The organism is Shewanella sp., from assembly GCF_047975355.1.
Lineage (GTDB): Bacteria > Pseudomonadota > Gammaproteobacteria > Enterobacterales > Shewanellaceae > Shewanella.
In genome coordinates this window covers 96,509-119,719 of the sequence record NZ_JBKEDJ010000004.1, presented here as the reverse complement: position 1 = coordinate 119,719, position 23,211 = coordinate 96,509, and the positions used below count along the sequence as shown (strand labels likewise).

At 45.4% G+C, this 23,211-nt stretch carries 23 protein-coding genes and 3 tRNA genes; 15 read left to right on the top strand and 11 right to left on the bottom strand.

The window, feature by feature from the left end; translation table 11 throughout:
• The first annotated feature begins 46 nt into the window (after positions 1-46).
• Positions 47-229: a hypothetical protein gene (locus ACK5NH_RS01785; protein ID WP_416917544.1), complete on the top strand. Its 183-nt coding sequence runs from the start codon at positions 47-49 to the stop codon at positions 227-229.
• Positions 230-574: 345 nt separating this feature from the next.
• On the opposite strand, the gene ACK5NH_RS01780 is transcribed toward ACK5NH_RS01785, so the two are convergent.
• The 3 genes from ACK5NH_RS01780 to ACK5NH_RS01770 form a co-directional block, all read right to left on the bottom strand.
• Positions 575-754, bottom strand: coding sequence for a hypothetical protein (locus tag ACK5NH_RS01780; protein WP_416917543.1), 180 nt, complete (start codon positions 752-754; stop codon positions 575-577).
• 551 nt (positions 755-1,305) lie between these two features.
• The gene (locus ACK5NH_RS01775) at positions 1,306-2,601 is read right to left on the bottom strand and encodes a tyrosine-type recombinase/integrase (protein WP_416917542.1); all 1,296 of its coding nucleotides are present in this window, start codon (positions 2,599-2,601) and stop codon (positions 1,306-1,308) included.
• A gap of 61 nt (positions 2,602-2,662) precedes the next feature.
• Complete coding sequence (locus ACK5NH_RS01770) at positions 2,663-2,881, bottom strand: hypothetical protein (RefSeq protein ID WP_416917541.1); 219 nt, start codon at positions 2,879-2,881, stop codon at positions 2,663-2,665.
• A 171-nt stretch (positions 2,882-3,052) separates the two neighbouring features.
• On the opposite strand from ACK5NH_RS01770, the gene ACK5NH_RS01765 reads away from it, so the two are divergent.
• Positions 3,053-4,630: a DUF3369 domain-containing protein gene (locus ACK5NH_RS01765; protein ID WP_416917540.1), complete on the top strand. Its 1,578-nt coding sequence runs from the start codon at positions 3,053-3,055 to the stop codon at positions 4,628-4,630.
• Positions 4,631-4,738: 108 nt separating this feature from the next.
• Here the strand turns inward: ACK5NH_RS01765 and ACK5NH_RS01760 are convergent, their stop codons facing one another.
• Positions 4,739-5,224, bottom strand: coding sequence for a hypothetical protein (locus ACK5NH_RS01760; RefSeq protein WP_416917539.1), 486 nt, complete (start codon positions 5,222-5,224; stop codon positions 4,739-4,741).
• A 223-nt stretch (positions 5,225-5,447) separates the two neighbouring features.
• Here ACK5NH_RS01760 and ccoN point away from each other — a divergent pair, with 223 nt between their 5' ends.
• The 11 genes from ccoN to ttcA all read left to right on the top strand — a co-directional run bounded on the left by ccoN (position 5,448) and on the right by ttcA (position 15,541).
• A complete protein-coding gene (ccoN, locus tag ACK5NH_RS01755; protein WP_416917538.1) occupies positions 5,448-6,884 on the top strand; it encodes a cytochrome-c oxidase, cbb3-type subunit I in 1,437 nt (478 codons plus the stop codon).
• Between the two features lie 12 nt (positions 6,885-6,896).
• Entirely contained in the window at positions 6,897-7,523 is a 627-nt protein-coding gene (ccoO, locus tag ACK5NH_RS01750; RefSeq protein ID WP_037430478.1) for a cytochrome-c oxidase, cbb3-type subunit II, read from the top strand.
• A gap of 11 nt (positions 7,524-7,534) precedes the next feature.
• Complete coding sequence (locus tag ACK5NH_RS01745) at positions 7,535-7,711, top strand: cbb3-type cytochrome oxidase subunit 3 (protein ID WP_416917537.1); 177 nt, start codon at positions 7,535-7,537, stop codon at positions 7,709-7,711.
• Positions 7,711-8,679 (top strand): cytochrome-c oxidase, cbb3-type subunit III, encoded by a 969-nt coding sequence (gene ccoP, locus ACK5NH_RS01740; protein WP_416917536.1) that lies wholly within the window; start codon positions 7,711-7,713, stop codon positions 8,677-8,679. The genes ACK5NH_RS01745 and ccoP overlap by 1 nt, the downstream gene beginning before the upstream one ends.
• A 110-nt stretch (positions 8,680-8,789) precedes the next feature.
• Entirely contained in the window at positions 8,790-9,269 is a 480-nt protein-coding gene (locus tag ACK5NH_RS01735; protein ID WP_416917535.1) for a FixH family protein, read from the top strand.
• Between the two features lie 22 nt (positions 9,270-9,291).
• On the top strand, positions 9,292-11,691 hold the full coding sequence (locus ACK5NH_RS01730) for a heavy metal translocating P-type ATPase (protein ID WP_416917534.1): 2,400 nt from the start codon (positions 9,292-9,294) through the stop codon (positions 11,689-11,691).
• Between the two features lie 20 nt (positions 11,692-11,711).
• The gene (gene ccoS / locus ACK5NH_RS01725) at positions 11,712-11,912 is read left to right on the top strand and encodes a cbb3-type cytochrome oxidase assembly protein CcoS (RefSeq protein WP_416917533.1); all 201 of its coding nucleotides are present in this window, start codon (positions 11,712-11,714) and stop codon (positions 11,910-11,912) included.
• A gap of 8 nt (positions 11,913-11,920) precedes the next feature.
• On the top strand, positions 11,921-12,613 hold the full coding sequence (locus ACK5NH_RS01720) for a sulfite exporter TauE/SafE family protein (protein WP_416917647.1): 693 nt from the start codon (positions 11,921-11,923) through the stop codon (positions 12,611-12,613).
• Positions 12,614-12,668: 55 nt separating this feature from the next.
• Positions 12,669-13,421, top strand: a complete 753-nt coding sequence (etrA, locus tag ACK5NH_RS01715) for an electron transport transcriptional regulator EtrA (RefSeq protein WP_416917532.1) — start codon at positions 12,669-12,671, stop codon at positions 13,419-13,421.
• A gap of 142 nt (positions 13,422-13,563) precedes the next feature.
• Positions 13,564-14,496 carry a universal stress protein UspE gene (uspE, locus tag ACK5NH_RS01710; protein WP_416917531.1) on the top strand — a complete coding sequence of 311 codons (933 nt, stop codon included), beginning with the start codon at positions 13,564-13,566 and terminating at the stop codon, positions 14,494-14,496.
• A gap of 76 nt (positions 14,497-14,572) precedes the next feature.
• The gene (ttcA, locus tag ACK5NH_RS01705) at positions 14,573-15,541 is read left to right on the top strand and encodes a tRNA 2-thiocytidine(32) synthetase TtcA (protein ID WP_416917530.1); all 969 of its coding nucleotides are present in this window, start codon (positions 14,573-14,575) and stop codon (positions 15,539-15,541) included.
• A 58-nt stretch (positions 15,542-15,599) separates the two neighbouring features.
• Here the strand turns inward: ttcA and ACK5NH_RS01700 are convergent, their stop codons facing one another.
• Together ACK5NH_RS01700 and ACK5NH_RS01695 are read right to left on the bottom strand one after the other, a co-directional pair.
• Positions 15,600-16,223, bottom strand: a complete 624-nt coding sequence (locus ACK5NH_RS01700) for a DUF2987 domain-containing protein (protein ID WP_416917529.1) — start codon at positions 16,221-16,223, stop codon at positions 15,600-15,602.
• Positions 16,216-17,028, bottom strand: a complete 813-nt coding sequence (locus tag ACK5NH_RS01695) for a glucosaminidase domain-containing protein (RefSeq protein ID WP_416917528.1) — start codon at positions 17,026-17,028, stop codon at positions 16,216-16,218. The genes ACK5NH_RS01700 and ACK5NH_RS01695 overlap by 8 nt, the downstream gene beginning before the upstream one ends.
• A gap of 309 nt (positions 17,029-17,337) precedes the next feature.
• Between ACK5NH_RS01695 and ACK5NH_RS01690 the strand changes: the two genes are divergently transcribed.
• Positions 17,338-18,261 (top strand): YvcK family protein, encoded by a 924-nt coding sequence (locus ACK5NH_RS01690; RefSeq protein ID WP_416917527.1) that lies wholly within the window; start codon positions 17,338-17,340, stop codon positions 18,259-18,261.
• A gap of 120 nt (positions 18,262-18,381) precedes the next feature.
• Here the strand turns inward: ACK5NH_RS01690 and ACK5NH_RS01685 are convergent, their stop codons facing one another.
• The 5 genes from ACK5NH_RS01685 to ACK5NH_RS01665 all read right to left on the bottom strand — a co-directional run bounded on the left by ACK5NH_RS01685 (position 18,382) and on the right by ACK5NH_RS01665 (position 21,925).
• A complete protein-coding gene (locus ACK5NH_RS01685; protein ID WP_416917526.1) occupies positions 18,382-19,575 on the bottom strand; it encodes an amino acid aminotransferase in 1,194 nt (397 codons plus the stop codon).
• A gap of 293 nt (positions 19,576-19,868) precedes the next feature.
• A tRNA-Leu gene (locus tag ACK5NH_RS01680) sits at positions 19,869-19,955 on the bottom strand.
• A gap of 49 nt (positions 19,956-20,004) precedes the next feature.
• A tRNA-Cys gene (locus ACK5NH_RS01675) sits at positions 20,005-20,078 on the bottom strand.
• A 23-nt stretch (positions 20,079-20,101) separates the two neighbouring features.
• Positions 20,102-20,177: transfer RNA gene (locus tag ACK5NH_RS01670), tRNA-Gly, on the bottom strand.
• Between the two features lie 314 nt (positions 20,178-20,491).
• Positions 20,492-21,925: a glyceraldehyde-3-phosphate dehydrogenase gene (locus tag ACK5NH_RS01665; protein ID WP_416917525.1), complete on the bottom strand. Its 1,434-nt coding sequence runs from the start codon at positions 21,923-21,925 to the stop codon at positions 20,492-20,494.
• Positions 21,926-22,130: 205 nt separating this feature from the next.
• Here ACK5NH_RS01665 and ACK5NH_RS01660 point away from each other — a divergent pair, with 205 nt between their 5' ends.
• Entirely contained in the window at positions 22,131-23,018 is an 888-nt protein-coding gene (locus ACK5NH_RS01660; RefSeq protein ID WP_416917524.1) for a DUF2989 domain-containing protein, read from the top strand.
• The last annotated feature ends 193 nt before the right edge of the window (positions 23,019-23,211 follow it).

Below are 23,211 nucleotides of genomic sequence, written 5' to 3'. Positions count from 1 at the left end.
ATCTAAGAAATTAGTTTATGATTTAATAAGAAACAAAGGAGTAAACATGCCAACTAAGCATATCAACGACACAACATGGCGTTTGGTCGAAAAAGAAACTGTGAGAGCGGTACTAGAGACTAGAGAACCCGTGAAGGATACCGACGTTTTGAACTGGCTAATCCTGAGGGGGTTGAAGGACATTGATAAAGCTGACTATAAGGAGTTAAAAAAAGACGACAAGAAATAAGAGTGTTCAGGTCTGCCAAAGCACAATATGTAGTATTTTAAAGCGCCTTTGCATTCCTATGCCCACTATATATTGAGTTGAAACTATTCCGTAGTTTGGACGATAAGCCACTATTAGAGCGTGTGGCTTATCTCCCCCTCAAAAACCTGAAAATCGGGTTTGTCTCCGACCGTTTAGCAGCCGAGTTGCTGAAAATTTCGTGCAGAAAAGAAAAAGAGTCTGGCAGGACGGGTTTTGACACTGGAGAACCTAAAAGTAACGAGTGCGGTTTGGGCGGCTGGAGGCGTTGCACGTTCCCGCAAAAGCGCCTCGCTTCGCTTACATTAGGGTTTCACCCTAATAACCCTATTTACCAACCCAATCAGTTTGGCCGTCAGATTCGACAGCTACAGAGCGATAACGCTCGATAAGAGCGCGAACCTCATCAAGACAACCCTGAGGAACACGAACCATGACAGTCGGCTCGGACTTAGGACGGCCAGCGCCCTTGCGAGCGCCTCCACGTGTAGATTTAGATTCAGACATTGAAATGAGCCTTTAGCCAAGAAACGATCTCTTTGCGCACTAGAGCTGGCGTTGCGTTATCAGGGACGTAAATCTTGCCATAGCCGTCTGGTGTGACAACGATTTGATTAGAACGTGCTTCCCAGTAAAACTCGAAAAGCCCATCAAAAGTACACCACACGCAAGACTTTGTATTTTCTTTGAAATTCAATTGTGATTGGTTCATTTCCCTGCCCTCTGTTTGATTACTGTTTACATGATTCATTATAGCAAAAGATTGAATCTTGTAAACACTTTTCAAGCGGAAAATGAAAATATTTGTATACGGAAATCAAAAGGCGGTATGTCATTTTTTACGTTAAAAATGACATACCAGGTCAACAATTAGAAACTTTGCATGTTTGACCTGGGAGTGATTGAAATGCCACTTCGCACAATGCGGATTATATTAAACTCGGCCGCTGGCCGTCCCTCGATGCTGCGCATTATATCGAGCGCAGCAGTTCAACATAATGCCGTCTACACATTGTACGCAGTTTTATGTGGGAGGGATTTGGGATGCGACCTCAGCACTAGTCAATGCCTTGTAAATGATCTAATGGCTTATTAAAGGCGCTTTCGTGTCTTTCTATTTGCGTGGTGTGCAAATATTTCGATGTGGTGTCGATGCTCTCGTGACCCGCATCGGCCTGTACATGTGATAACGGCCGTCGATTGATATTGATGTCGTGGGTAATCCCAGTATGGCGGATATTATGCGCGGTGAGTTTTCGCATTTGCTCAGCATCTTGGTTAAAGCCATCGGTTTGTGCATTATCCGCCGCAAGATTGATAATAGTCTGAATTTCTTCACGTATTTGACGGATCCCGAGATTGGCGTTAACTAAGCCCGCATCTCGACCACGACCAGCGGCTCGATGACGCACAAACAATGGATGATTCTCTCCTTGGCGAGGATAATCTGAGAGCCCTAAAAATTGCCGATATTTCACAAGACCCTCGAGTAATGCCTTGGAAATGGCAACGCTACGCTTTTTCCCGCCTTTACTGAGAGGTATGTAAAAACTCCAAATACCTGTCTGTGGATTTTGTCTAAATTGTCCCATAACCGGCGCATAACCAACCCGAGCGGAGACATCTGAAATGCGCAGATAACAAGAATAAATCAATGAAATCAAGAACAAACTACGTTGATGCAATTCGGGTGACGTTTCAGCCGATTGAGTGACTGTGCTCATCACATAAGACCACTGTAATTCAGTAAAAGCCAAGCTGTTTTCATCTTCATCAGTTTGTCTTTGATAGTGCTTGTTTTGGCCGAAGCGGCTGTGATTCAACCAAATTTGGGCTGGATTACGCTCGCAAAACTCCTCACTTATTAAGTAGCTATAAAAAGAAGATAAAATGGCAATCTTAGTTTTTAATGCATTATCGCTCAGTACATAAGGTTGGACTTGCCCTAGCAGTTTCTTGCCGACAAATGGCCGCCAAAGACTATTGGGGATCCGCTCATCACACTGTTTATCGAGTTTAAATTGTGGCACGTTAAAGTAACCAATCAGCGCCAAGGGTGGCGTCAAACAATAATCCACATAGCGACTCATGTCCTTTCGCATCACCTGCGTGGGTGACATTTTGGCAATATCAAAACACCAATGCAGAAATGTGGTGAGTTCGCTACGGTAGGCTTTATAGTTGTTTTCACTGTATTTTTGCTCGAATAACCAATCGGTTGCGTGTTCCATCACTAAACCCGCATCAGGCACGTCAGCAAGACTGACCTGAGTGATGTATTGATTCACCACACTGTTTCCATCTTGTATGAATTCTATTGAATCAAATAATGGCAATACAGGAGGAAGTTGCATATTAACTTTAAAATTTAATGATTTATTACATGATAATACTTAAATGCAAATGCCGATAATGTTATTTATCGGCATTAACCAAAATATCAATTTGTGGACAGCTAGTTTGAGTACATTGTTGGCAACTGATACGTTTTTGACAGCAAATCAGGCAAAGTTGCCAGACTTTGCGTTTAGATTGACTATCGAGACACGAGAAATCCGCCGCGCATAACGTGCCTTCACGGATAAGCTGTGCAAGTTTTTCCTCTGAGATGGATAGATTGATGCGTTCTGCCATATAAATCCCCTGCGATTAACCCTAGCTCGATAATATCTTAATGAGAATAGTTATCAACAACATTGCTTCAATAATGCTAACTCCCCCGCTATTTTAATTATTTCCAACTGATCTGATTGGCTTCAACTACACTCTAACTGTGTGATGTTCCTTTACGTGTTGAGGTACCGGATGGTGATTGATCTTACAAACAAAAAGCCGTTGTTCTCCACTAAGAAAACCACTGAAACATCAACCTCTGGGACACCTTGGAAGATCCTCGTTGTCGATGATGAACCCGATGTCCATACCGTTACAAAACTCGCCCTTTCCCGTTTTCGACTCGATGGACGTGCCCTCACCTTTATTAATGCCTACAGCGGGGAGCAAGCGAAAGAATTGCTGGCTCAAGAGCAAGACATCGCCGTCGCCTTTATCGATGTCGTGATGGAAAGCGACCATGCGGGACTGGAGTTGGTGAAATGGATCCGCGAAGTGCAAGTGAACAAAAATATTCGACTGATTTTACGTACAGGTCAGCCCGGACAAGCCCCCGAAGAAGATGTGATTGTCAATTACGATATCAATGATTACAAAGCAAAATCGGAACTCGATTCCCGCAAATTAATGACAAGTGTCTACTCTGCCCTACGCTCCTATCGCGACATTATGGAGATAGAACAAGCAAGACGAGCACAGGTTAACCATCGTAAAGGTTTGGAACGTGTGCTTGAGGCAACCTCAGGCTTATTTGAACTCAGAACCTTGCACCGATTTGCCGATGGCCTGTTAACCCAAGTCGCAACCTTGCTCAATCTTGATACCGAAACCTTACTACTGACTTGCAATGCGATGGATGCGATCAGTGGTCATGTCGATTCGGCCGAAATCGAAATCCTGGCGGGAACAGGACAATTTGCCAATAGTCCACCACATAAGGATTTACCAGAGCATATCAGTAAGCTCCTGCGTAGTGCGTTAATGCAAAAACGCTGTTTGTACGAAGATAATTGTTTTGTTGGCTATTTTCCGACAAAGAGTGGCCTTATCAATCTGCTCTATATGGATGGAATTGATAAAATTGATGATTTGGACAAAAAGCTGGTCGATATTTTTGCGATAAACGTGGGGGTCGCCTTTGAAAATCTGCTCCTAAATCAGGAGGTCGAGGATACCCAATCAGAACTGATCTTGCGTTTGGGAGATGTTGTTGAAAGTCGCTCTAAAGAAGCCGCGAATCATGTTAAACGCATGGCGGAATACTGTGCCCAACTGGCGATGTTGGCAGGGTTAACCGAGACTGAAGCAGACTTGTTACGCCGTGCTTCACCTATGCACGATATAGGCAAAATAGCGATCCCTGATGCGGTATTGCTCAAACCCGGTAAGTTAGACGACCAAGAATGGTCGGTAATGCGTCAACATCCCACCATTGGATATCAAATACTCGCCAATTCCGAGCGGCCGATATTAAAAGCGGCGGCAATTATCGCCCTACAGCACCATGAAAAATATGACGGCTCTGGCTATCCAGGAAATTTAAAACAAGATCAAATTCACATTTTTGCCCGCATCGTAGCCATTGCGGATGTGTTCGATGCCCTCTCCCATGCTCGATGTTACAAAGCCGCATGGCCATTGGATGACGTTATCGATGAAATGCGTAAAGGTGCGGGTAAACATTTTGACCCTGATTTGCTCGCACTCTTTATTAATAACATCGATATCTTTGTTCAAGTCAAAGATAACTGGAAGGATCATGACGAATAGTTTAAATAATCTTAAAAATCAGAGCTAAGTGAATGATTAATGACCGTACACGCCGATTCTGCAACAATAATCAGCGAACCTCAGTTTTATTTAACTCAAGCGTATCTTTCAACTAGGATTATCGGCGAGAAAATCAAAAACAACGACTTGTTCAACTCCGTTTCGACTAAAACGGACAAATCCTCGCCATACCATGTATCCACTACTACAAGATCCGTAAATCATTTGGCCTTCATAGGTAGTTTTGTTTATTTCGCGAAGATTAACAGGAATAACCCCCATAAACATATCTCTACCTTCTAAACGAACCTGAAGGTTATCGATAGCCTCAGAAGATAATATCTTCAATGTTAATGGTTTTTCGCTCGGCGCATGTGCTGGTGTTAGACTAATATGAAGCTCTATATCGCCAATGCGTTTAATACAATCCCCCTGTGTAAAGGCACAAAGAGTAGGATCTGTTGCCGTTGTTTTTATCTGTTGCGTGCTCTTTTCATTGCAAGCAATGAGATTCAACATAACTAGCATGAGGGAGAACGGGATAAATTTGCGAATAAGCACAAAAATTAACCTTGTGATGCAAGATGTTAACATTCTATGGCGTAGGTTGATCTAGATCAACTTTCCACCCCCCTTCTTTGGTATCTTTTTTGACATGGCTCAAGTATCATTGCGAAACCTCATATTTGAGCACAAATGTGTAGGTTAACGCATTGACATGGCTTCACAACCCTAATAGGGAAGCGAGCTTTGTGTCATATATAACAGGTAAAGCTTGTCTTTACTAAAAGTAAAAGTAATAAGCAGTGGAAGCATTATGATGAACCATTCCCAGCCAACAGGCGCTGATTACAATTACACCATTGTCCGCCAATTTGCCTTAACCACAGTTTTGTGGGGTATTGTTGGTATGTCAGTCGGTGTATTAATTGCGGCTCAGTTAATCTGGCCACATCTGAACTTTGATACTGCTTGGTTTACGTATAGTCGCTTGCGACCATTACATACCAATGCGGTAATCTTCGCGTTCGGAACATCAGCCCTCTTTGCAACATCCTATTATGTCGTACAACGCACCTGTCAAACCCGACTATTTGCACCTAAATTAGCTGCATTTACGTTTTGGGGATGGCAAGCCATCATTCTGTCAGCAGCAATCACTTTGCCAATGGGTTACACCAGCGGTAAAGAATATGCTGAATTAGAATGGCCAATCGATATCGCTATCACCATCGTTTGGGTCTCCTATGCAATAGTGTTCTTCGGCACTATTATCAAACGAACAACATCGCATATTTACGTAGCGAACTGGTTCTTTGGTGCATTTATCATTACGGTTGCAGTGCTTCACATCGTGAACTCATTGGCCGTTCCTGTTAGCTTGTTCAAGTCATACTCTATGTACAGTGGCGCGGTCGATGCCATGGTGCAATGGTGGTATGGTCACAACGCGGTAGGCTTCCTGTTAACCGCAGGCTTCTTAGGTATGATGTACTACTTCGTTCCTAAGCAAGCGGGTCGTCCTGTTTACTCATACCGTCTGTCGATTGTGCACTTCTGGGCACTAATTGCACTGTACATTTGGGCAGGTCCTCACCACTTACACTACACTGCCCTGCCTGACTGGACTCAGTCTTTGGGTATGGTGATGTCACTGATCCTGTTCGCACCATCTTGGGGTGGTATGATCAACGGTATCATGACCTTATCTGGCGCATGGCACAAACTGCGTACTGACCCAGTACTGCGTTTCTTAGTGGTTTCTCTGTCTTTCTACGGTATGTCGACCTTCGAAGGTCCGATGATGGCCATCAAGACAGTTAACGCTTTATCTCACTACACAGACTGGACTGTAGGTCACGTTCACTCAGGCGCGCTAGGCTGGGTTGCAATGGTGTCTATCGGTTCTCTGTATCACTTGATCCCAGTACTGTTCGGCCATGGCCGTATGTACAGCATCAAGTTAGTTAACGTGCATTTCTGGTTAGCGACTATTGGTACTGTTCTTTACATCGTGTCTATGTGGATTTCGGGTGTAATGCAGGGGCTGATGTGGCGTGCAGTTAACGCTGACGGTACTTTGACTTATAGCTTTGTTGAAAGTCTGGAAGCTTCTTATCCTTTCTACTTCGTGCGTTTCCTCGGCGGTTGTTTCTTCTTAACCGGTATGCTGATCATGGCATACAACGTGATCCGTACTGTGAAAGCCTCTAAAGATTCATTGCCAGCACTGGCTGAAGCAAAAGCGGCTTAAGGAGCAAACTCGATGAAATTTAATCATGAGATAGTTGAAAAAAACATCGGTTTGTTAGCGATCTTCACTGTTATCGCTATCAGCTTCGGTAGCTTGGTAGAAATCACGCCGCTGATTTTCCAAAAAGATACCACTGAGCCTGTTGAAGGTTTGAAACCCTACACTGCCCTGCAACTGGAAGGTCGTGATATCTATGTGCGTGAAGGTTGCTACAACTGTCACAGCCAGATGATCCGTCCTTTACGTGCAGAGACTGAACGTTACGGTCACTACTCTGTTGCCGGTGAGTCTGTTTGGGATCACCCATTCCAATGGGGTTCTAAGCGTACTGGTCCTGATTTGGCTCGTGTTGGCGGTCGCTACAGCGATAAATGGCATGAAGTTCACTTAATCGATCCTCGTGCTGTGGTCCCTCAATCGAATATGCCAGCCTTCCCATGGCTTGCCGAAAACAAGTTAGACGGCAAGTTAACCGGCGACAAGATGACTATTCTGCGTAACATGCATAAAGGCGGTTACAAAGGTAACGATCTTTACACCGATGAAGAAATCGCAGGCGCGCAGAAAGCTGTTGAAGGTAAGACAGAGCTGGAAGCCTTGATTGCATATCTTCAGTCTTTGGGTCACGCACTCAAATAAGGAGGCAATATATGGATTACGGCACATTACAAGGTATTTTAACCATCATTGTGATGCTGACCTTCGTCGGTATATTTGCTTGGGCATATAGCTCGCGTCGTCAAAAATCCTTTGATGAAGCAGCGAATCTTGTGTTTTCCGATGAGGAAATCAGCAAGAAATCGAAGGACTCAGGAGAGAATAAGTGATGAGTAGCTTCTGGAGTATTTGGATTAGCGTACTCTCGTTAATTGTGATCGCAGGATGTTTTCTATTGCTGCGTGTGTGTTCTAAGAACACCACGGATGTGAAAGAAGGCGAATCTATGGGTCACAGTTTCGATGGTATCGAAGAACTCAATAACCCACTGCCAAAATGGTGGAGTTATATGTTCTATATCACTATCGTGTTTGGCCTGGTTTACTTAGCCCTATTCCCTGGTTTAGGTAACTACAAAGGTCTACTGAACTGGACCAGCTCTAACCAAAGCATTGGTACAGAGAAAGGTATTAAAGCCGATTCTGCAGCCGCGATTGAGCTGGCAGCAAAAGAAGGCATGTATGTTCAGTACGACCAAGAAGTTAAACACGCTAACGAAAAATATGGCCCAATCTTCGCGGCTTACTTGGCTACACCACTCGAAGAGTTAGTGAAAAACCAAGAAGCGTTGAAAGTGGGCGGCCGTTTGTTCCTACAAAACTGCGCACAGTGCCATGGCTCTGACGCACGTGGTAGCAAAGGCTTCCCTAACCTGACTGATAGTGATTGGTTATACGGTGGCGACTTAGCCACTATCAAGACCACTATCATGAACGGTCGTCATGGTATGATGCCACCAAAAGGTGGTTTGCCAATCGACGATAGCGAAATTGCAGGTCTAGCCGAGTACGTGATTAAGTTATCTGGCCGTGAGCACGACGAGAAACTCGCCGCTCAAGGTCAAGGTTCATTCATGAAAGGTTGTTTTGCGTGTCACGGTATGGACGCAAAAGGCAACAAACTCATGGGCGCGCCTAACTTAACTGACGATGTTTGGTTATATGGCGGTAGCCGCGGCATGGTCGAAGAAACGATCAAGCACGGCCGTGCAGGCGTAATGCCAGCATGGAAAGACGTTCTCGGTGAAGAGAAAGTCCACGTGATCGCAGCTTATGTTTATAGCTTGTCAAACAAGTAATTAGATGTGAGTAACGCTAAGGCCTCGATAACGTCGAGGCCTTTTTTTTAAAGTGCTAAAGCCACCTTTTAACGGTAAAATGGCGCAAATTTTTATTATGGGTATTTAACATGAGCGAACAACAACCCTGGTATAAGCAGTTTTGGCCTTGGTTTTTAATTATTCTTCCTTTGTGTGCCGTCGTCGCAAGTTTTACCACGCTAAAAATTGCCCTCTCAAATTCTGACTCTCTCGTTGCCGAGGATTATTACAAAGAAGGCAAAGCCATCAACATGGACCTAAGCAAGGTCAAGTATGCCAAGCAGCTTGGTATGCAATGGCAACTCGAACAAAATCACCACGAAGTGCTATTCACCCAACACGGCGGCCCAGCCTATCAAGCCGCATTAAAAGTCGAATTTTATCACCCAACGATTGCCGAAAAAGATATCAAGATGACGGTAACGGCCGATGCCAACCATGTGTATCGCATTACTCTGCCCGATGTGTTAACGGGTGCATGGGAAGTACGTCTAGAAGGATTTGATGCTAAATGGCGTATCCATCAACGTGTTGAATTAAAAGACAACGTCCAATTGTGGTTAAATTGATTGCGGTTGAATGAATATTGCTATGACACATCCAAGTTGTTTTCACTGTAATGAGCCCGTGCTCACTGGGACTCAGTTTGTCACACGTATTAATGATCGCGATGAACTCATGTGTTGCCCAGGCTGCCAAGCGGTATCCCAAGCCATTGTGGATGCTGGCTTATTAAGCTATTACAAGTTTCGAACCGAGCCCGGCAGTAAACAGACGGCACTTGTACCTGATGAATTAAATCAGTTTAGTGCCTACGATTTACCCGAAGTACAGCAGGACTTTGTTCACTCTGAGGAAAATAGTGACTCAGTGTCGCTGTCCATTGACGGCATCACCTGCGCCGCCTGTGCTTGGTTAATCGAACATAAAGTGAAACAACTGCCTGGCGTAAGCCAAGTGATGGTCAACTCCACTACCCAAAGGGCGCTGATCAGCTGGGATAAACAGCAAGTTAAACTCAGTGATATTCTTGGGCAAATTAGCCGTATCGGTTATCAAGCCGCGCCCTATCAAGTGGATGAACAAGAACTAACCGCCAAGCAAAATAGCCGCAAATTCTTACTGCGCTTAGGTTTGGCTGGCTTTGCTACCATGCAAGTGATGATGTTCGCCCTCGCCCTCTATACCGGTTACTTTACCGATTTAGATGAGCAATACCGGGATTACTTCCGCTGGGTGAGCATGATTTTTGCCACGCCTGTAGTGCTTTACTCGGCGCAGCCCTTCTATTTCAGCGCCATTCGCACCTTGCTCAGTGGCAAACTCAATATGGATGTGTCGGTCTCCATCGCCATTGGCGGCGCCTATATCGCCAGTTGTTTTGCGACCGTTAACGGTACAGGCGAGGTCTATTTTGAATCGGTTTCCATGTTTACCTTCTTCCTGCTGTTGGGGCGTTATTTCGAGCAGAAGGCTCGACAAAAAGCGTCCGTCAACTCCAGCAATCTACACAAGTTAGTGCCATTGACGGCGCATTTGGTCACGGCGCAAGGCCAAGAAGAGATCCCCGCTAAAAAATTGCGCCTCGGGGATATCATTCTTATTAAACCCGGCGAAATGGTCGCCGCCGACGGGATAGTGGTTGAAGGCCACACCAGCATCAATGAAGCCATGCTTACCGGTGAGCAAATGCCGATAGAAAAGCCTGTCGATAGCCAAGTGTTTGCTGGCACCATTAACCTTGACCAGCCTATCAAGGTTAAAGTCACTGCCCTTGGGCAAGACCAATTAGTTGCCGAAATTATCCGCCTGCAGGAATTAGCCTCAAACACTAAACCTGCCGTGGCTATGTTGGCCGATAAACTGTCGCGTTATTTCTCAGGCACCATCTTAACCATTGCGACCATCACCTATCTGGTCTGGCTGCAAATCTCCCCAGAAGATGCCTTTTGGGTGACCTTGTCGGTATTAGTGGCCACCTGTCCTTGTGCCCTTGCGCTGGCAACCCCAACCGCAGTGACCTGCGCGACCGCTATTTTTACCCGCCTTGGGATAATTACCCGCAAGGCTGGCGTCTTTGAAAAACTGCCACAGATCAAACAAGTGGTATTTGATAAAACGGGCACCCTCACCTGTGGCACTTTATCGATTGCCAAGGTTGAATACCATAAAGATTTCACCAAAGAACGAGTTCTGGCGATTGCAGCGGCACTAGAATCTGGCTCTCGCCACCCCATCGCCGCCGCCTTTGCCAGCTTTGTCCAAGTCGACATGGCTGCCGAACAGGTGCATCATGAAGTGGGCTTTGGGGTAAAGGGCCTAATTAATGGCGTTGAATATCGCATTGGAAATGCTCACTTTACTGGCGCGACAGTCAATCTTGAATTTATCAATCAACAGATTTGGCTTACCCGCAACAATAATGGACAGCTTGAAGTTATTGCCAGTATTGAGATCCAAGATAATATTCGCGTCGATAGCAAAGAAACCGTCGATATTTTGAAGCAGCAAGGTTGCCAAGTCAGTATCGCCAGTGGCGATAGCTCAGGGCATGTGCATCAATTGGCGAAAGAACTCGGCATTAACGATGTCCACAGTGGACTGACTCCAGCAGATAAACTGACACTAGTGACAAAACTACAACAGACAACACCTGTTGCCATGTTCGGCGATGGCATCAATGATGCGCCAGTCCTGGCAGGCGCCGATTTATCAGTAGCCATGGGCAGTGGCAGTGCGATTGCCAAAAACAGTGCCGATCTTATTCTGCTTGGCGATCACTTATCCCGCTTCACCCAAGCGGTCAAGGTTGCTAAACTGACCACACAAATTATTCGTCAAAATCTTGCCTGGGCCTTAGGTTATAACGCACTGATTTTACCTCTGGCGGTAACTGGCCATGTTGCGCCTTATATTGCCGCCATTGGCATGTCGGCAAGCTCGTTGATTGTTGTCGGTAATAGTTTGAGATTATTACGAATTAAATTATAAAAATGAAATAGGCTTGGCTAATGAGCATCATTTATGTACTAATCCCTATCGCGATGATCTTTGTGTTGATCGCCGTTGCCGTGTTCTTTTGGGCGGTAAAATCCGAACAGTTCGATGATTTAGACCGCCAAAGCGTGTCCATCCTCTTTGATGAAGAAGCCGATAAACCAAGTCAACCCAAAACACTGCCGCAGGCGCAAGATAAAGGCATGCCTCAGTGATTGGCTCCGTGGTTGAATATAACGTCACGGGAGCATTTCTCGTGGGGTTAATGGGCGCAGCCCACTGCTTTGGCATGTGTGGCGGCCTCGTCGGCGCCTTTTCCTCCCAACTCCCAAATCCCAAACAGGGCAATCATCTAGCCCATCAACTTACCTACTTATTGAGTTATAACCTTGGCCGGATTGTCAGCTATACCCTTGCTGGCGCCTTAGTCGGCGGCTCATCGGCCATGCTTGGGCACTTATTTGAGCTCGACACTTACCTGTTAATCTTGAGGATAATTGCCGGTGTTATGATGATTGCAACAGGGCTTTACATTGCCAAAATCTGGGTGGGGATAGTGCAGATTGAGCGCCTAGGCCAAGTATTGTGGCGTTACTTAAAACCCTTAGCCCAACGTCTCGTGCCAATTACCACGCCAATGCAGGCCATCAGCGCCGGGCTCATTTGGGGCTGGCTGCCCTGCGGCTTAGTGTATAGCACCTTAACCTGGTCAGTGGCGGCAGGCTCTGCCAGCCAAGGCGCCTTCATTATGTTCGCCTTTGGATTAGGGACGCTCCCCGCGCTACTAAGCGCCGGTGTCGCGGCCAAACGCTTAGCCAATTGGGTGCAACAAAAAACCGTTAGATTATTGAGCGGCTTACTATTAATGGCCTTTGGCGTACAAACTTTATATATCGCCCTGTCGCAGCTAAACTAGCCCAAGTGAGTGAATTGGTTTAACATGGCTGCAGTGGATTAACTTGAGAACCGACATGACAATAGAGCAGAATAAAAACCGTCGTCCCGCCGCGAGTGGGTGCACAATTCATTGTCACGATTGCAGTATGGGTACCCTTTGTATTCCGTTTACCCTCAATGCCAATGAGCTCGATCAACTCGACGATATTATTGAGCGTAAAAAGCCGATTCAAAAAGGTGAGCAGATTTTTAAATCAGGCGATCCGTTAAAATCTTTGTTTGCCATCCGCTCTGGCACGGTCAAAAGTTACACTATTACCGAACAAGGCGATGAGCAGATCACAGGCTTTCACTTAGCTGGCGATGTGATTGGTTTTGATGGCATTCACGCTCAATCCCATCAAAGTTTTGCCCAAGCCTTAGAAACCTCTATGGTGTGTGAAATCCCCTTTAATATTCTCGATGAACTCTCAGGCACAATGCCCAAGTTACGTCAGCAAATCATGCGCTTAATGAGTAATGAAATCATGAGCGACCAAGAGATGATTTTGCTACTCAGTAAGAAAAACGCCGAAGAGCGCCTAGCCGCCTTTATCAGTAATCTTGCCAATCGTTTTGGCAGCCGGGGGTTCTCACCTAAGGAATTCCGTTTAACCATGACCCGCGGCGATATTGGTAACTATCTTGGTTTGACCGTTGAAACCATCAGTCGCTTGTTAGGCCGTTTCCAAAAGTCTGGATTGATTGAAGTAAAAGGCAAATACATCACCATCCTTGACCACCACGAACTGAATCTCTTGGCGGGAAATGCCAGGATCGCCAGATAAGACACGCCCTCCCACATTTGTGCTTTAGTAATTGTAATTAATGCGCTAGGCACTGGTTTTGAAAAGAGTTTTGATCTAGAACAATACAGATAATTGCCAAAGGCTCATGATGAACATGAGCCTATGACTAAAGGAACATGTTATGAAGGATTATCAAAAAATACTGGTAGTAGTCGATCCTACGACAGAACATCAAGTTGCACTCGCCCGAGCTGTTACCTTGGCCAGTAAAAGTAACGCCCATGTGACTGTGTTTCTGTCTATTTTTGACTTCTCCTATGAAATGACATCGATTCTATCGAGCCAGGAGCGCGAAGCCATGCGCCAAGGTGTGATTGACCAGCGTCTAGCGTGGATCCAAGATCTGCTGACCGCCTACAATCACCTGCAACTCGATATTGATACTCAAGTTATTTGGCACAACCGCCCATTTGAAAGCATCATCAACCATGCGATTGCAGGTAAGTACGATCTTATCGTGAAAGGCACCCATGCCCACGACAAGCTAAAAGCCGTGATTTTTACGCCAACCGATTGGCATTTGATGCGTAAGGCCCCAGTGCCAGTGCTAATGGTTAAAGATCATGATTGGCCTGAAGCGGGCAAAATCCTCTGCGCCGTCAACGTGGCAACCGAAGATACTGATCATCAAATGCTCAACGGCAAAATTATCGAACACGCCAAGGATTTAGCCGCAAAATTTGCCGCCGAAGTCCACTTAGTCAATGGTTATCCCGGCACGCCGGTAAACCTTGCCATTGAACTACCCGATTTCGATGCGCAAACCTATAACGACACCATTCGCATGCAACACGAGCAACGGGTGCATTATCTCGCTAATGCTTATGGTATCGATACCCTGCACTGCCATGTGAAGGAAGGTCTGCCAGAGGATGTGATCCCTGAGCTTGCCGAGCAGCTCGATGCTGAGCTGGTGATCTTAGGCACTGTTGGCCGGACCGGATTCTCGGCTGCGCTTATCGGCAACACCGCTGAGCATGTGATTGATAGCATTAACTGTGATCTGTTAGCCATCAAACCCGATGGCTATAAATCGCCGCTTGAAGAAGCATAACGCACGCCGCTCTTTACCCCGCCGTCGATAGCTGGAATAATACGCGCCCTGAAACTGAGTTACTGGGCGCTTTTTTATGTTGGAAGCTATGTCTGAAGTTACGGCGAGTCAAATGCCTGAAGAATTATCAAAAAAACAAATTACCCGTCTGAATAAATTACAGAAGCGTCTGCGCCGTGAAGTGGGTAGTGCCATTGCCGATTACAACATGATTGAAGATGGCGATCGAGTCATGTGCTGTCTAAGTGGCGGTAAAGACAGTTACGCCATGCTGGATATTCTGCTTAATCTACAGCAGCGCGCGCCCGTACAGTTCGAAATTATTGCCGTTAACTTAGATCAAAAGCAACCTGGCTTCCCTGAGGACGTGCTGCCCGCCTATTTAGACAGCTTGAATATTCCCTATCACATCCTCGAGAAAGACACTTACTCGATTGTGAAAGAGAAAATTCCTGAAGGCAAAACCACTTGCTCTCTGTGCTCTCGCCTGCGTCGTGGAACCCTCTATGGCTTTGCCCAGCGCATTGGCGCAACCAAAATCGCCCTAGGCCACCACAGAGACGATATTATTGAGACGCTGTTCCTCAACATGTTCTACGGCGGCAAGATGAAGGCCATGCCACCCAAGTTGCTTTCAGACGATGGCGCAAACGTGGTTATTCGTCCGCTCGCCTACTGCCGTGAAAAGGATTTAGAAGAATATGCGGAATTGAAAAAGTTCCCCATCATTCCATGCAACCTCTGCGGCTCGCAGGAAAACCTCAAGCGTCAAGCCGTGAAAGACATGCTCAATCAGTGGGATCGACTCTATCCGGGCCGTATTGAAACTATCTTCACCGCCATGCAAAACACCGCGCCTTCACAGGGTGTTGACCGTGAGCAGTTTGATTTTGTGTCCTTGAAACGCGATCCCAACGCGCCGATGAAAGGTGATGTAGCTGAGGCTGATTTACCCGCTTTTGATTTTTTAGATATCGCCAACAGTGGTCATATCGATTTAGATGCAGCAAAACGCATCAATATCGTCAACGTTTACGAAGCGTAAACACGGCGCGCATAAAAAAGCCCACAGATGTGGGCTTTTTTATGGATTGAATTTTTCGTTACTTAACCCAAGGGCTCAATATGGTAGGCGCTTGGCTAAATTGTAGCGATGTCAAACTCTTAAGCTGTTCGGCACTCAGCTTAAAGCTGGTGTTCACCTGCTGCTCGCGTCCATCGAGCGTAACAGTAACGGTTTGATCTTCAACAAATTCAAAGTTTAGCCCTGCAATTGGCTCCTTAAAGTAACGCATCGGGAAGCCCTGCATTGCTCCGAGTAAGGTATCCATTTCGCTGGCGATTTGCTGTAATCGTGCTTTATCGTACTCCGCTAATGTTTGTTTAGCGCGCACTTGCATCGAAATGCCACAGCCCTCAGCCTTACCCTCAAACTCCAGATTCACTAAAGCGCGTTGGTCTTTTAGGGCATCATCGAAGGGAATAAATAGACGCTGAGCAGATGTATAAGTCAGTGGCGTTGAATTTAATTCACTCGAAATAGTGCCACTTTTAATATGGCAGTTAGGCAACATAGGCACACTAAATGCCACTTCGACTAACTGATAACTCCCCTTATTGACTTGCTTTAATCTGTCGTAGAAGCCTTTATATTCAAGGGAAATCGTTTCTGCTTGCAGGCTCGATGCACACAAGCAAAGTCCCGCTAACCACCATTTTTTATACATCCGCCTTCACCAAATATTTTTCATTATGACGTAACATATCGAGTAATTCGTCGATATAAGCTTCTTGTCTTTCAGAATAATTCACTAATCCATAAATCAGTTGATCGGCACTTAACTCCGCTTCCTGAGAGCGTAAATCGGCACGTATTGAACGAAATAGCGTATATGCCGTATTCGAGTTCAAATTGCGCATGTAGGAAGACACAGAAGCGTCCACCGATGGAAACACTTTCACCTCATGGATTTTGCCCGAACCTCGAGAGGATGGCACTATGCCGCAGCCGTTACTGAAACACCATTCGCCGAAAAAGTTAAAGCCTTCACGGGCAAAACGCGAACTTCCCCAACCTGATTCATTGGCCGCCTGAATAAGCACCATAGATTCAGGAATGATATCGACTCGTTTGAGTAAACTGTTAAGTGATTTTGCATCCACATTACGGGCAGCATATTGATATTTATCAAATAACTGGTTGAGCTGCGCTAACTGTTTATCCGACAGAGTGCTGTCGTTTTCCACTAAGGCTAACATTTCTGTGATAAAGTCACGTTCGGTTGCAATAATGGCATTCTGTTGTTGAATGATCGGCCTTAGAAAATCAAAAAAGACACGTTTTTTTTCCGCGACATCATTGATGGCAGAAAAGTCAGGAACTTGAGTAACGGGCTCAACGGAGTTTTCCAGTTGGTTAACGATAGATTCAGGCTCATCGATAGTGGGAATGAGCCAAACTCTCAGCGAAAAAATCGCTAAGATCACTAGGGCTAACGCGAGTGTAAACGAACCAATTCTACCTGTTTTCAATAAGTCACCTTTGATATTGAGTCACGAGTGGCAAAATAAGCGCCAGATTATATGTCATATCTTGAAATTCACGAAATATGGATGCAAAACCGCATCTCAAGCGGTGGCATGCTGTGATTACGCTGAAAAATGCGATCCCGCGCTTAACTCATACACTTTGGAACATTTGGGGCGTGAATATTTAGTGCATGCTTTTGACTGAGCTTTTATACTAAGGTTCCGTTAACTGTGCTATGGCAAACGAAGCAAAGCTTAGCAACACAAGTTAACAACAGGACAGGATTTTTGGGTATTCAGGAAGGAACCCTCATGCAGCATCAAATCTTAAATCAATACAGACATGTGGTCGCCATTGGTGGTGGTCACGGATTAGGCCGCGTACTTTCATCGCTGGATTTTCTCGGGAATCGTCTTACTGGCATTGTTGCTACCACGGATAATGGCGGCTCTACAGGCCGATTACGGGCCGAGCAGGATTGTATTGCTTGGGGCGATTTACGTAATTGTCTTTCACAACTCGCCCATCGTCCTTCAGTTAGCTCTCAACTATTTGAGTATCGCTTTCAAGGCGAAACTGAATTAAGCGGCCATAATCTGGGCAATTTGATGTTGCTTGCCCTCGACAAGCTTTGTGTCAGACCCCTCGAAGCCGTCAATCTCATTCGGCATATGCTTAAGATTGAGACCAATATTATCCCTATGTCAGAACAACCAACCCATTTAGTGGCGTTACAAGCCTCTGGTTGCAAGGTTTTTGGTGAGGTTAATGTTGATAAGATGAATGAGGCGCCCATTGCCTTATGTCTTGAGCCACAGGTCGATGCTACCGCCGAAGCCTGTGAAGCCATCAGTCGAGCAGATCTGATTATCTTAGGTCCAGGGAGCTTCCTGACCAGTATTATGCCACCGCTATTACTGCCCTGCTTTGCTAAGGCATTAGCGATGACAAAGGCGCCCGTGGTATTTATCGATAATCTAAATGAAGAAACCTCGCCTGCAGGTCAGTTTAGTATTGAGCAACGTATCTCTTGGTGTCATCAGGTGATTGGTAAGCCTGTTATCACTAAAGTGCTGCGCCACTCTGAGCAAGTACGCATAGGCACTTTGATGAATTACTTCCCGTTAAGGAATCGCCATAATCCACAATTACACGATCAATCTGGCCTGCGTGATGCCTTAAGTGCCGTGCTGAGGATAAAGTCAGATTTACCGCTAGAGACCTTGGCCTCATAAAGCTAATACAAAGCCATTAATCTCAAATGCGCCAAATTTCATAAAGTCAAAAGGACAGCCTAAGCTGTCCTTTTTAGTAAGCCCTCTTCTTATATTAGAGAACTAAATTAGAGTCCTAAATTAAAGAACCTTAGCAATCGCTTTACAGATCAGAGGCATATTGTTTTTGGTCATACCCGCCACACTAATGCGGCCAGAGCCGACGATATAAATACCAAACTCGTCTTTCAAGCGTGCAACCTGTGCCTTATTTAAGCCTGAGAAGCTAAACATACCGTTTTGACGGGAAATAAAGCTAAAGTCCTGAGTGACGCCTTCATCCTTTAAGCTTTGAACGAACAGCGTACGCATCTCGGCGATACGTTCACGCATCTCGGTCAACTCTTGCACCCAAAGCGCTTTTAACGCTGCATCACTTAAAATGGTGCTAACTATTAATGCACCGTGTGCTGGTGGATTTGAGTAATTGGCACGAATAGTACGCTTCACTTGGCTAAAGGCACGCACCGCTTCATCGGCATTTTGTGCAACCACAGTTACAGCGCCGATACGCTCGTTATATAAACCAAAGTTTTTAGAGAAAGAGTTTGCCACTAACAATTCTGGCACTTTTGAAGCGACTAAACGTAAACCCGCGGCATCTTCTTCAATCCCAGCACCAAAACCTTGGTAAGCAAAGTCAAATAATGGCACTAACTGTTTTTCTGCACACAGATTGGCGACTAGCTCCCATTGGGCTAAGGTCAAATCAATACCCGTTGGGTTATGACAGCATCCGTGAAGCAGAACAATATCACCCGCCTGAGCATTGGCGAGATCTGTCATCATGCCGTCGAAATCGATATCGTGGGCAGCGGCGTTGTAATAGCCGTATTCTTTAACCGTTAAACCCGCAGTTTCAAAAATATTCTGATGGTTCGCCCAAGTTGGGTTACTTACCCATACAGTGCGCGATGGCGTGTTACGCAGTAAAAACTCGGCAGCAATACGCAGTGCGCCTGTACCACCCGGTGCCTGGGCCGTTGCAGCGCGGCCTGAAGTCACTAGCTCACTGCCCTCGCCAAATAATAGCTCCTGTACCACGCGGTTATAGGTTTGCACCCCTTCAATACCTAAATAGTTTTTGGTCTTCTCTTGCTCAAGCAATAGGGCTTCTGCTTTCTTCACTGACTGTAATACTGGAGTCTGCCCTGCTTCATCCTTATAAATGCCAACACCGAGGTTCACTTTATCTTGGCGTGGATCGGCCTTGAAGGTATCGGTTAAACCAAGGATGGGATCAGCGGGTGCGAGTACTACCTGAGAGAAAATCATGACTACTTATCCTAAATGTTCACGTGTAGGGGAAATTCGGCTTATTTATACCACTGTCTTAAGAGGGGGAATAGCGCCTATTACCGCATCTTAAGGAAATAGTTTGCATATTATGGATTGATTAAAATAAATAACAACTAAATGAGAGATCAATTGTCTTGAAGCTGAGATTTTTGATAATTGTAATTTTTAAGAGGCTGATCACTCTTTGTTTAAGGATTAATTTGTAGGAGTTAGAACGGGATTTGCGGCAATAAAAAAGGCCTAACATCTGTTAGGCCTTCTCTATGTTATGGTACCCGAGGCCAGACTTGAACTGGCACGCTGTTACCAGCGAGGGATTTTAAATCCCTTGTGTCTACCGATTCCACCACTCGGGCAAACTCTTTATATTAACGACGGGAATCTATTCATTAATACCTTAATCTATGGAGGCGCGACCCGGAGTCGAACCGAGATCGACGGATTTGCAATCCGCAGCATAGCCATTCTGCCATCGCGCCAGATTTCCTAACTCGTAAAGAGTTGGAGCGACATATCGGGTTCGAACCGATGACCTATACCTTGGCAAGGTATCGCTCTACCAACTGAGCTAATGTCGCATCGATGTCACAGCTTAATCATTTATTAAGCTTAGGAGTTACGTTACTACGCTTTCCCCTGACTGCGGATTGGCATTCTACCGATTTAACCTTCAGAGTCAATCAACAAATTTGAAATATTGCGCTTAGCCGCACTGTTTGCCCAATATTCAGCCACAGAGATAAAAACTTGCCGATGGAATAAACAATTTGATGATTTTCTTTGCAACGCCAAGGGCTGAAGTGGTTTTATCCAGTCGTCACAAACTGCCTCATAGCATAAAAAAAGCGCCCTCGTTGGGCGCTTTTTATTAGAAGTTATTTATCGATGACGCTTATGCAGGCAGAGACAGTGTGGTCAAACCTAACATTGTCTGCATTACACCAACCACTTGGCAGCTGTAACCAAATTCGTTGTCATACCACACGTAAAGAATAGCGCGTTTACCTTCGGCAATGGTCGCTTGAGAATCAACCACACCCGCATAACGAGAGCCGACTAAATCGCTAGATACGATTTCAGTTGAGTCTGTGTAGTCGATTTGGTTTTGCAATGGTGATTGCAGCGCCGTGTCTTTCAGGTACTCGTTCAATTCGTCTTTATTAGTCTCAGCATTTAAGTTCATGCTGATGATCGCCATAGACACGTTTGGTGTTGGCACGCGAATCGCGTTGCCGGTCAGTTTACCCGCTAATACTGGCAGTGCCTTAGCAACCGCTTTAGCTGCACCCGTTTCAGTGATCACCATGTTTAATGGTGCACTGCGACCGCGACGGTCGGCACTGTGGTAGTTGTCGATCAGGTTTTGATCGTTGGTGTATGAGTGTATAGTCTCAACGTGACCATTCTCAATACCGTACTTATCATTAACCGCTTTCAGCACTGGCGTAATCGCGTTAGTGGTACAACTTGCCGCAGACACAATAATGTCTTCTGGGGTGATGTCGCCTTCGTTCACGCCGTAAACGATGTTCTTGATGGCGCCTTTTGCAGGTGCTGTCAGTAATACTTTGCTCGCACCAGGGCTCTTTAAGTGTAAGCCTAAGCCAGCTTCGTCTTTCCAAATACCTGTATTATCTACAACTAAGGCATCTGTGATGCCGTATTTGGTGTAATCCACTTCATCTGGTGAGTTTGCGTAAATAACTTGGATATAAGTGCCGTTAGCGATGATAGCGTTGTTCTCTTCATCCACTTCAACAGAACCGTTGAATGGACCATGGACAGAGTCACGACGCAGTAAGCTAGCACGTTTTTCTAAATCGCCCTTCTTACCACCACGTAATACGATAGCACGCAGTCTTAACTTGTTGCTGCGCCCCGTACGCTCGATGAGTAAGCGCGCTAATAAGCGGCCAATACGACCAAAACCATATAACACCACATCACGCGGAGCGATATCATCAGCATGATCAATCGCTTCAGCTAATTCGCGTGCCATATAGCTTTCAATTTCGTTGGTATCGGTATGTTCAGCCCAGTATTTAACAGCAAGCTTACCAATATCCACTTTGCATTGTTTAACCGCGAGTTTGCTTAAGGCTTGAACAAACGGGAGACTCTCGCGTAAACGTAATTTCTCGCCGACATGACGACGAACTAAACGGTGCGCTTTAATAATCTCAATAGTAGAAGCATTGAGTAATGGCTTACCATAAACCACAACTTCGACGCCTTGGTTACGGTACAACTTGCCCAGCAAAGGTTGCATTGCCTCTGCCATTTCAAAACGTTCTTGCCAACTTTGTAGGTGTTTATCAGCGCTCATTTACAGATCCTTTATCTCACTTTTCAATAAAATATATCGAAAGGTTTGAGTAACATGACGAAAAGACCAATAATCTTATGTAGGTTTTGAGGAAACCCCGTGTTTTGGTCGGCGCCATTGTAATGAAAACTGTCCCAGCTTGCCAGTAAGATATTTTCTGTAAATCTGTAATTTTATTAGAGAAAATTGCATTTTGGAGCGTATTTTGAGACGAAATCTAGTAATAATTACATCATTTGCCCTCACAACAAGCCTTTTAGGTTGTGATAATGGCCGAAACATCGAGACGATTTGTAAAAATAATCCTGAAATTTGTGCCGATTTGAATAAGGATGGTTGGTGTCTGACCGAGAAAACACTGCTGATCCAGAGCCGATTCGACCTATTAGACAACAAAAAACCAACGGGTAAGCAACTTTACCAACAGTTATCTTATCTTGAGGATTACAGTCGCTGTATTGAATTGGCCTCAGGGGTACAACATATCATCCACACCAATCGTACAGCTGACAGAGCCAGAGCCTTTCGCTTAAGCACACAAAACCTCAGTCGCTTACAGGATGAAACCCGCGAACATCAAGACCCTTTTATGTCCTACTATCAATGGACACGTTTTGGCGACACCAATGCGTTAAACCGATTATTGGCACAAGAAAATGTGGGTGAAGTCACTGAACCTTTTCTCTTGGCACAGATAGCCACCTACTACAGCAATCGTAATGCTATCAAAGCGCAACGACTCTACCTTAAAGTGTTTGCAGAGATTCAATACGCAGATTTTGATCCTAACTGGCTGCTTGGGCTCGCTTCTTCCTATCGTCAAACCCAAGAGCTTGAAAAAACTTACATGCTGACAAAGGCCAATTTACTACTTACGCAGCAGAAGTATTCCGAAGATAAGATGCTAGCCTTAATCAGTGGCAACAAAACGCTGGCGACGAAATTAGATGGATACGCCCAGAACTTGATCGATGCGTTAGAAGATGGATTCTATTCGACTAGCCCTGTCGCACTCTGGCTCGCGCCTCAACCCACTGAAGCGCTACCATCTGCGGCAGCAACAAACGACGCAGAGAAGCCAAAGTCGCCATAACGATTGCGCATGAGCGAACGTCGGCAAAATGTTTGCCATCTTGTAATTTTTTACCCAAATGCCGAGCTAAAAATGGAGTTTTCGCGACCGATGTAAAAAAAACACCTAATTTGTTAACCGAATACCGGCAAAATTGCCGAATTCACTTGACGATAGCTGTCAGTTTGGTAATTTTACTACCAGTTGAATTTTA

Bases quoted from the DNA above. Each gene is read 5' to 3' on its own strand.
- ACK5NH_RS01730 (WP_416917534.1), top strand. From the start codon at position 9,292: ATGACACATCCAAGTTGTTTTCACTGTAATGAGCCCGTGCTCACTGGG.
- ccoO (WP_037430478.1), top strand. From the start codon at position 6,897: ATGAAATTTAATCATGAGATAGTTGAAAAAAACATCGGTTTGTTAGCG.
- ACK5NH_RS01765 (WP_416917540.1), top strand. From the start codon at position 3,053: ATGGTGATTGATCTTACAAACAAAAAGCCGTTGTTCTCCACTAAGAAA.
- ACK5NH_RS01665 (WP_416917525.1), bottom strand. From the start codon at position 21,925: ATGAGCGCTGATAAACACCTACAAAGTTGGCAAGAACGTTTTGAAATG.
- ACK5NH_RS01690 (WP_416917527.1), top strand. From the start codon at position 17,338: ATGCAGCATCAAATCTTAAATCAATACAGACATGTGGTCGCCATTGGT.
- ACK5NH_RS01760 (WP_416917539.1), bottom strand. From the start codon at position 5,224: ATGTTAACATCTTGCATCACAAGGTTAATTTTTGTGCTTATTCGCAAA.
- ACK5NH_RS01745 (WP_416917537.1), top strand. From the start codon at position 7,535: ATGGATTACGGCACATTACAAGGTATTTTAACCATCATTGTGATGCTG.
- ttcA (WP_416917530.1), top strand. From the start codon at position 14,573: ATGTTGGAAGCTATGTCTGAAGTTACGGCGAGTCAAATGCCTGAAGAA.
- ACK5NH_RS01700 (WP_416917529.1), bottom strand. From the start codon at position 16,223: ATGTATAAAAAATGGTGGTTAGCGGGACTTTGCTTGTGTGCATCGAGC.
- ccoN (WP_416917538.1), top strand. From the start codon at position 5,448: ATGATGAACCATTCCCAGCCAACAGGCGCTGATTACAATTACACCATT.
- ACK5NH_RS01685 (WP_416917526.1), bottom strand. From the start codon at position 19,575: ATGATTTTCTCTCAGGTAGTACTCGCACCCGCTGATCCCATCCTTGGT.
- ccoP (WP_416917536.1), top strand. From the start codon at position 7,711: ATGAGTAGCTTCTGGAGTATTTGGATTAGCGTACTCTCGTTAATTGTG.
- ACK5NH_RS01735 (WP_416917535.1), top strand. From the start codon at position 8,790: ATGAGCGAACAACAACCCTGGTATAAGCAGTTTTGGCCTTGGTTTTTA.
- uspE (WP_416917531.1), top strand. From the start codon at position 13,564: ATGAAGGATTATCAAAAAATACTGGTAGTAGTCGATCCTACGACAGAA.
- ACK5NH_RS01785 (WP_416917544.1), top strand. From the start codon at position 47: ATGCCAACTAAGCATATCAACGACACAACATGGCGTTTGGTCGAAAAA.
- ccoS (WP_416917533.1), top strand. From the start codon at position 11,712: ATGAGCATCATTTATGTACTAATCCCTATCGCGATGATCTTTGTGTTG.
- ACK5NH_RS01780 (WP_416917543.1), bottom strand. From the start codon at position 754: ATGTCTGAATCTAAATCTACACGTGGAGGCGCTCGCAAGGGCGCTGGC.
- etrA (WP_416917532.1), top strand. From the start codon at position 12,669: ATGACAATAGAGCAGAATAAAAACCGTCGTCCCGCCGCGAGTGGGTGC.
- ACK5NH_RS01775 (WP_416917542.1), bottom strand. From the start codon at position 2,601: ATGCAACTTCCTCCTGTATTGCCATTATTTGATTCAATAGAATTCATA.
- ACK5NH_RS01770 (WP_416917541.1), bottom strand. From the start codon at position 2,881: ATGGCAGAACGCATCAATCTATCCATCTCAGAGGAAAAACTTGCACAG.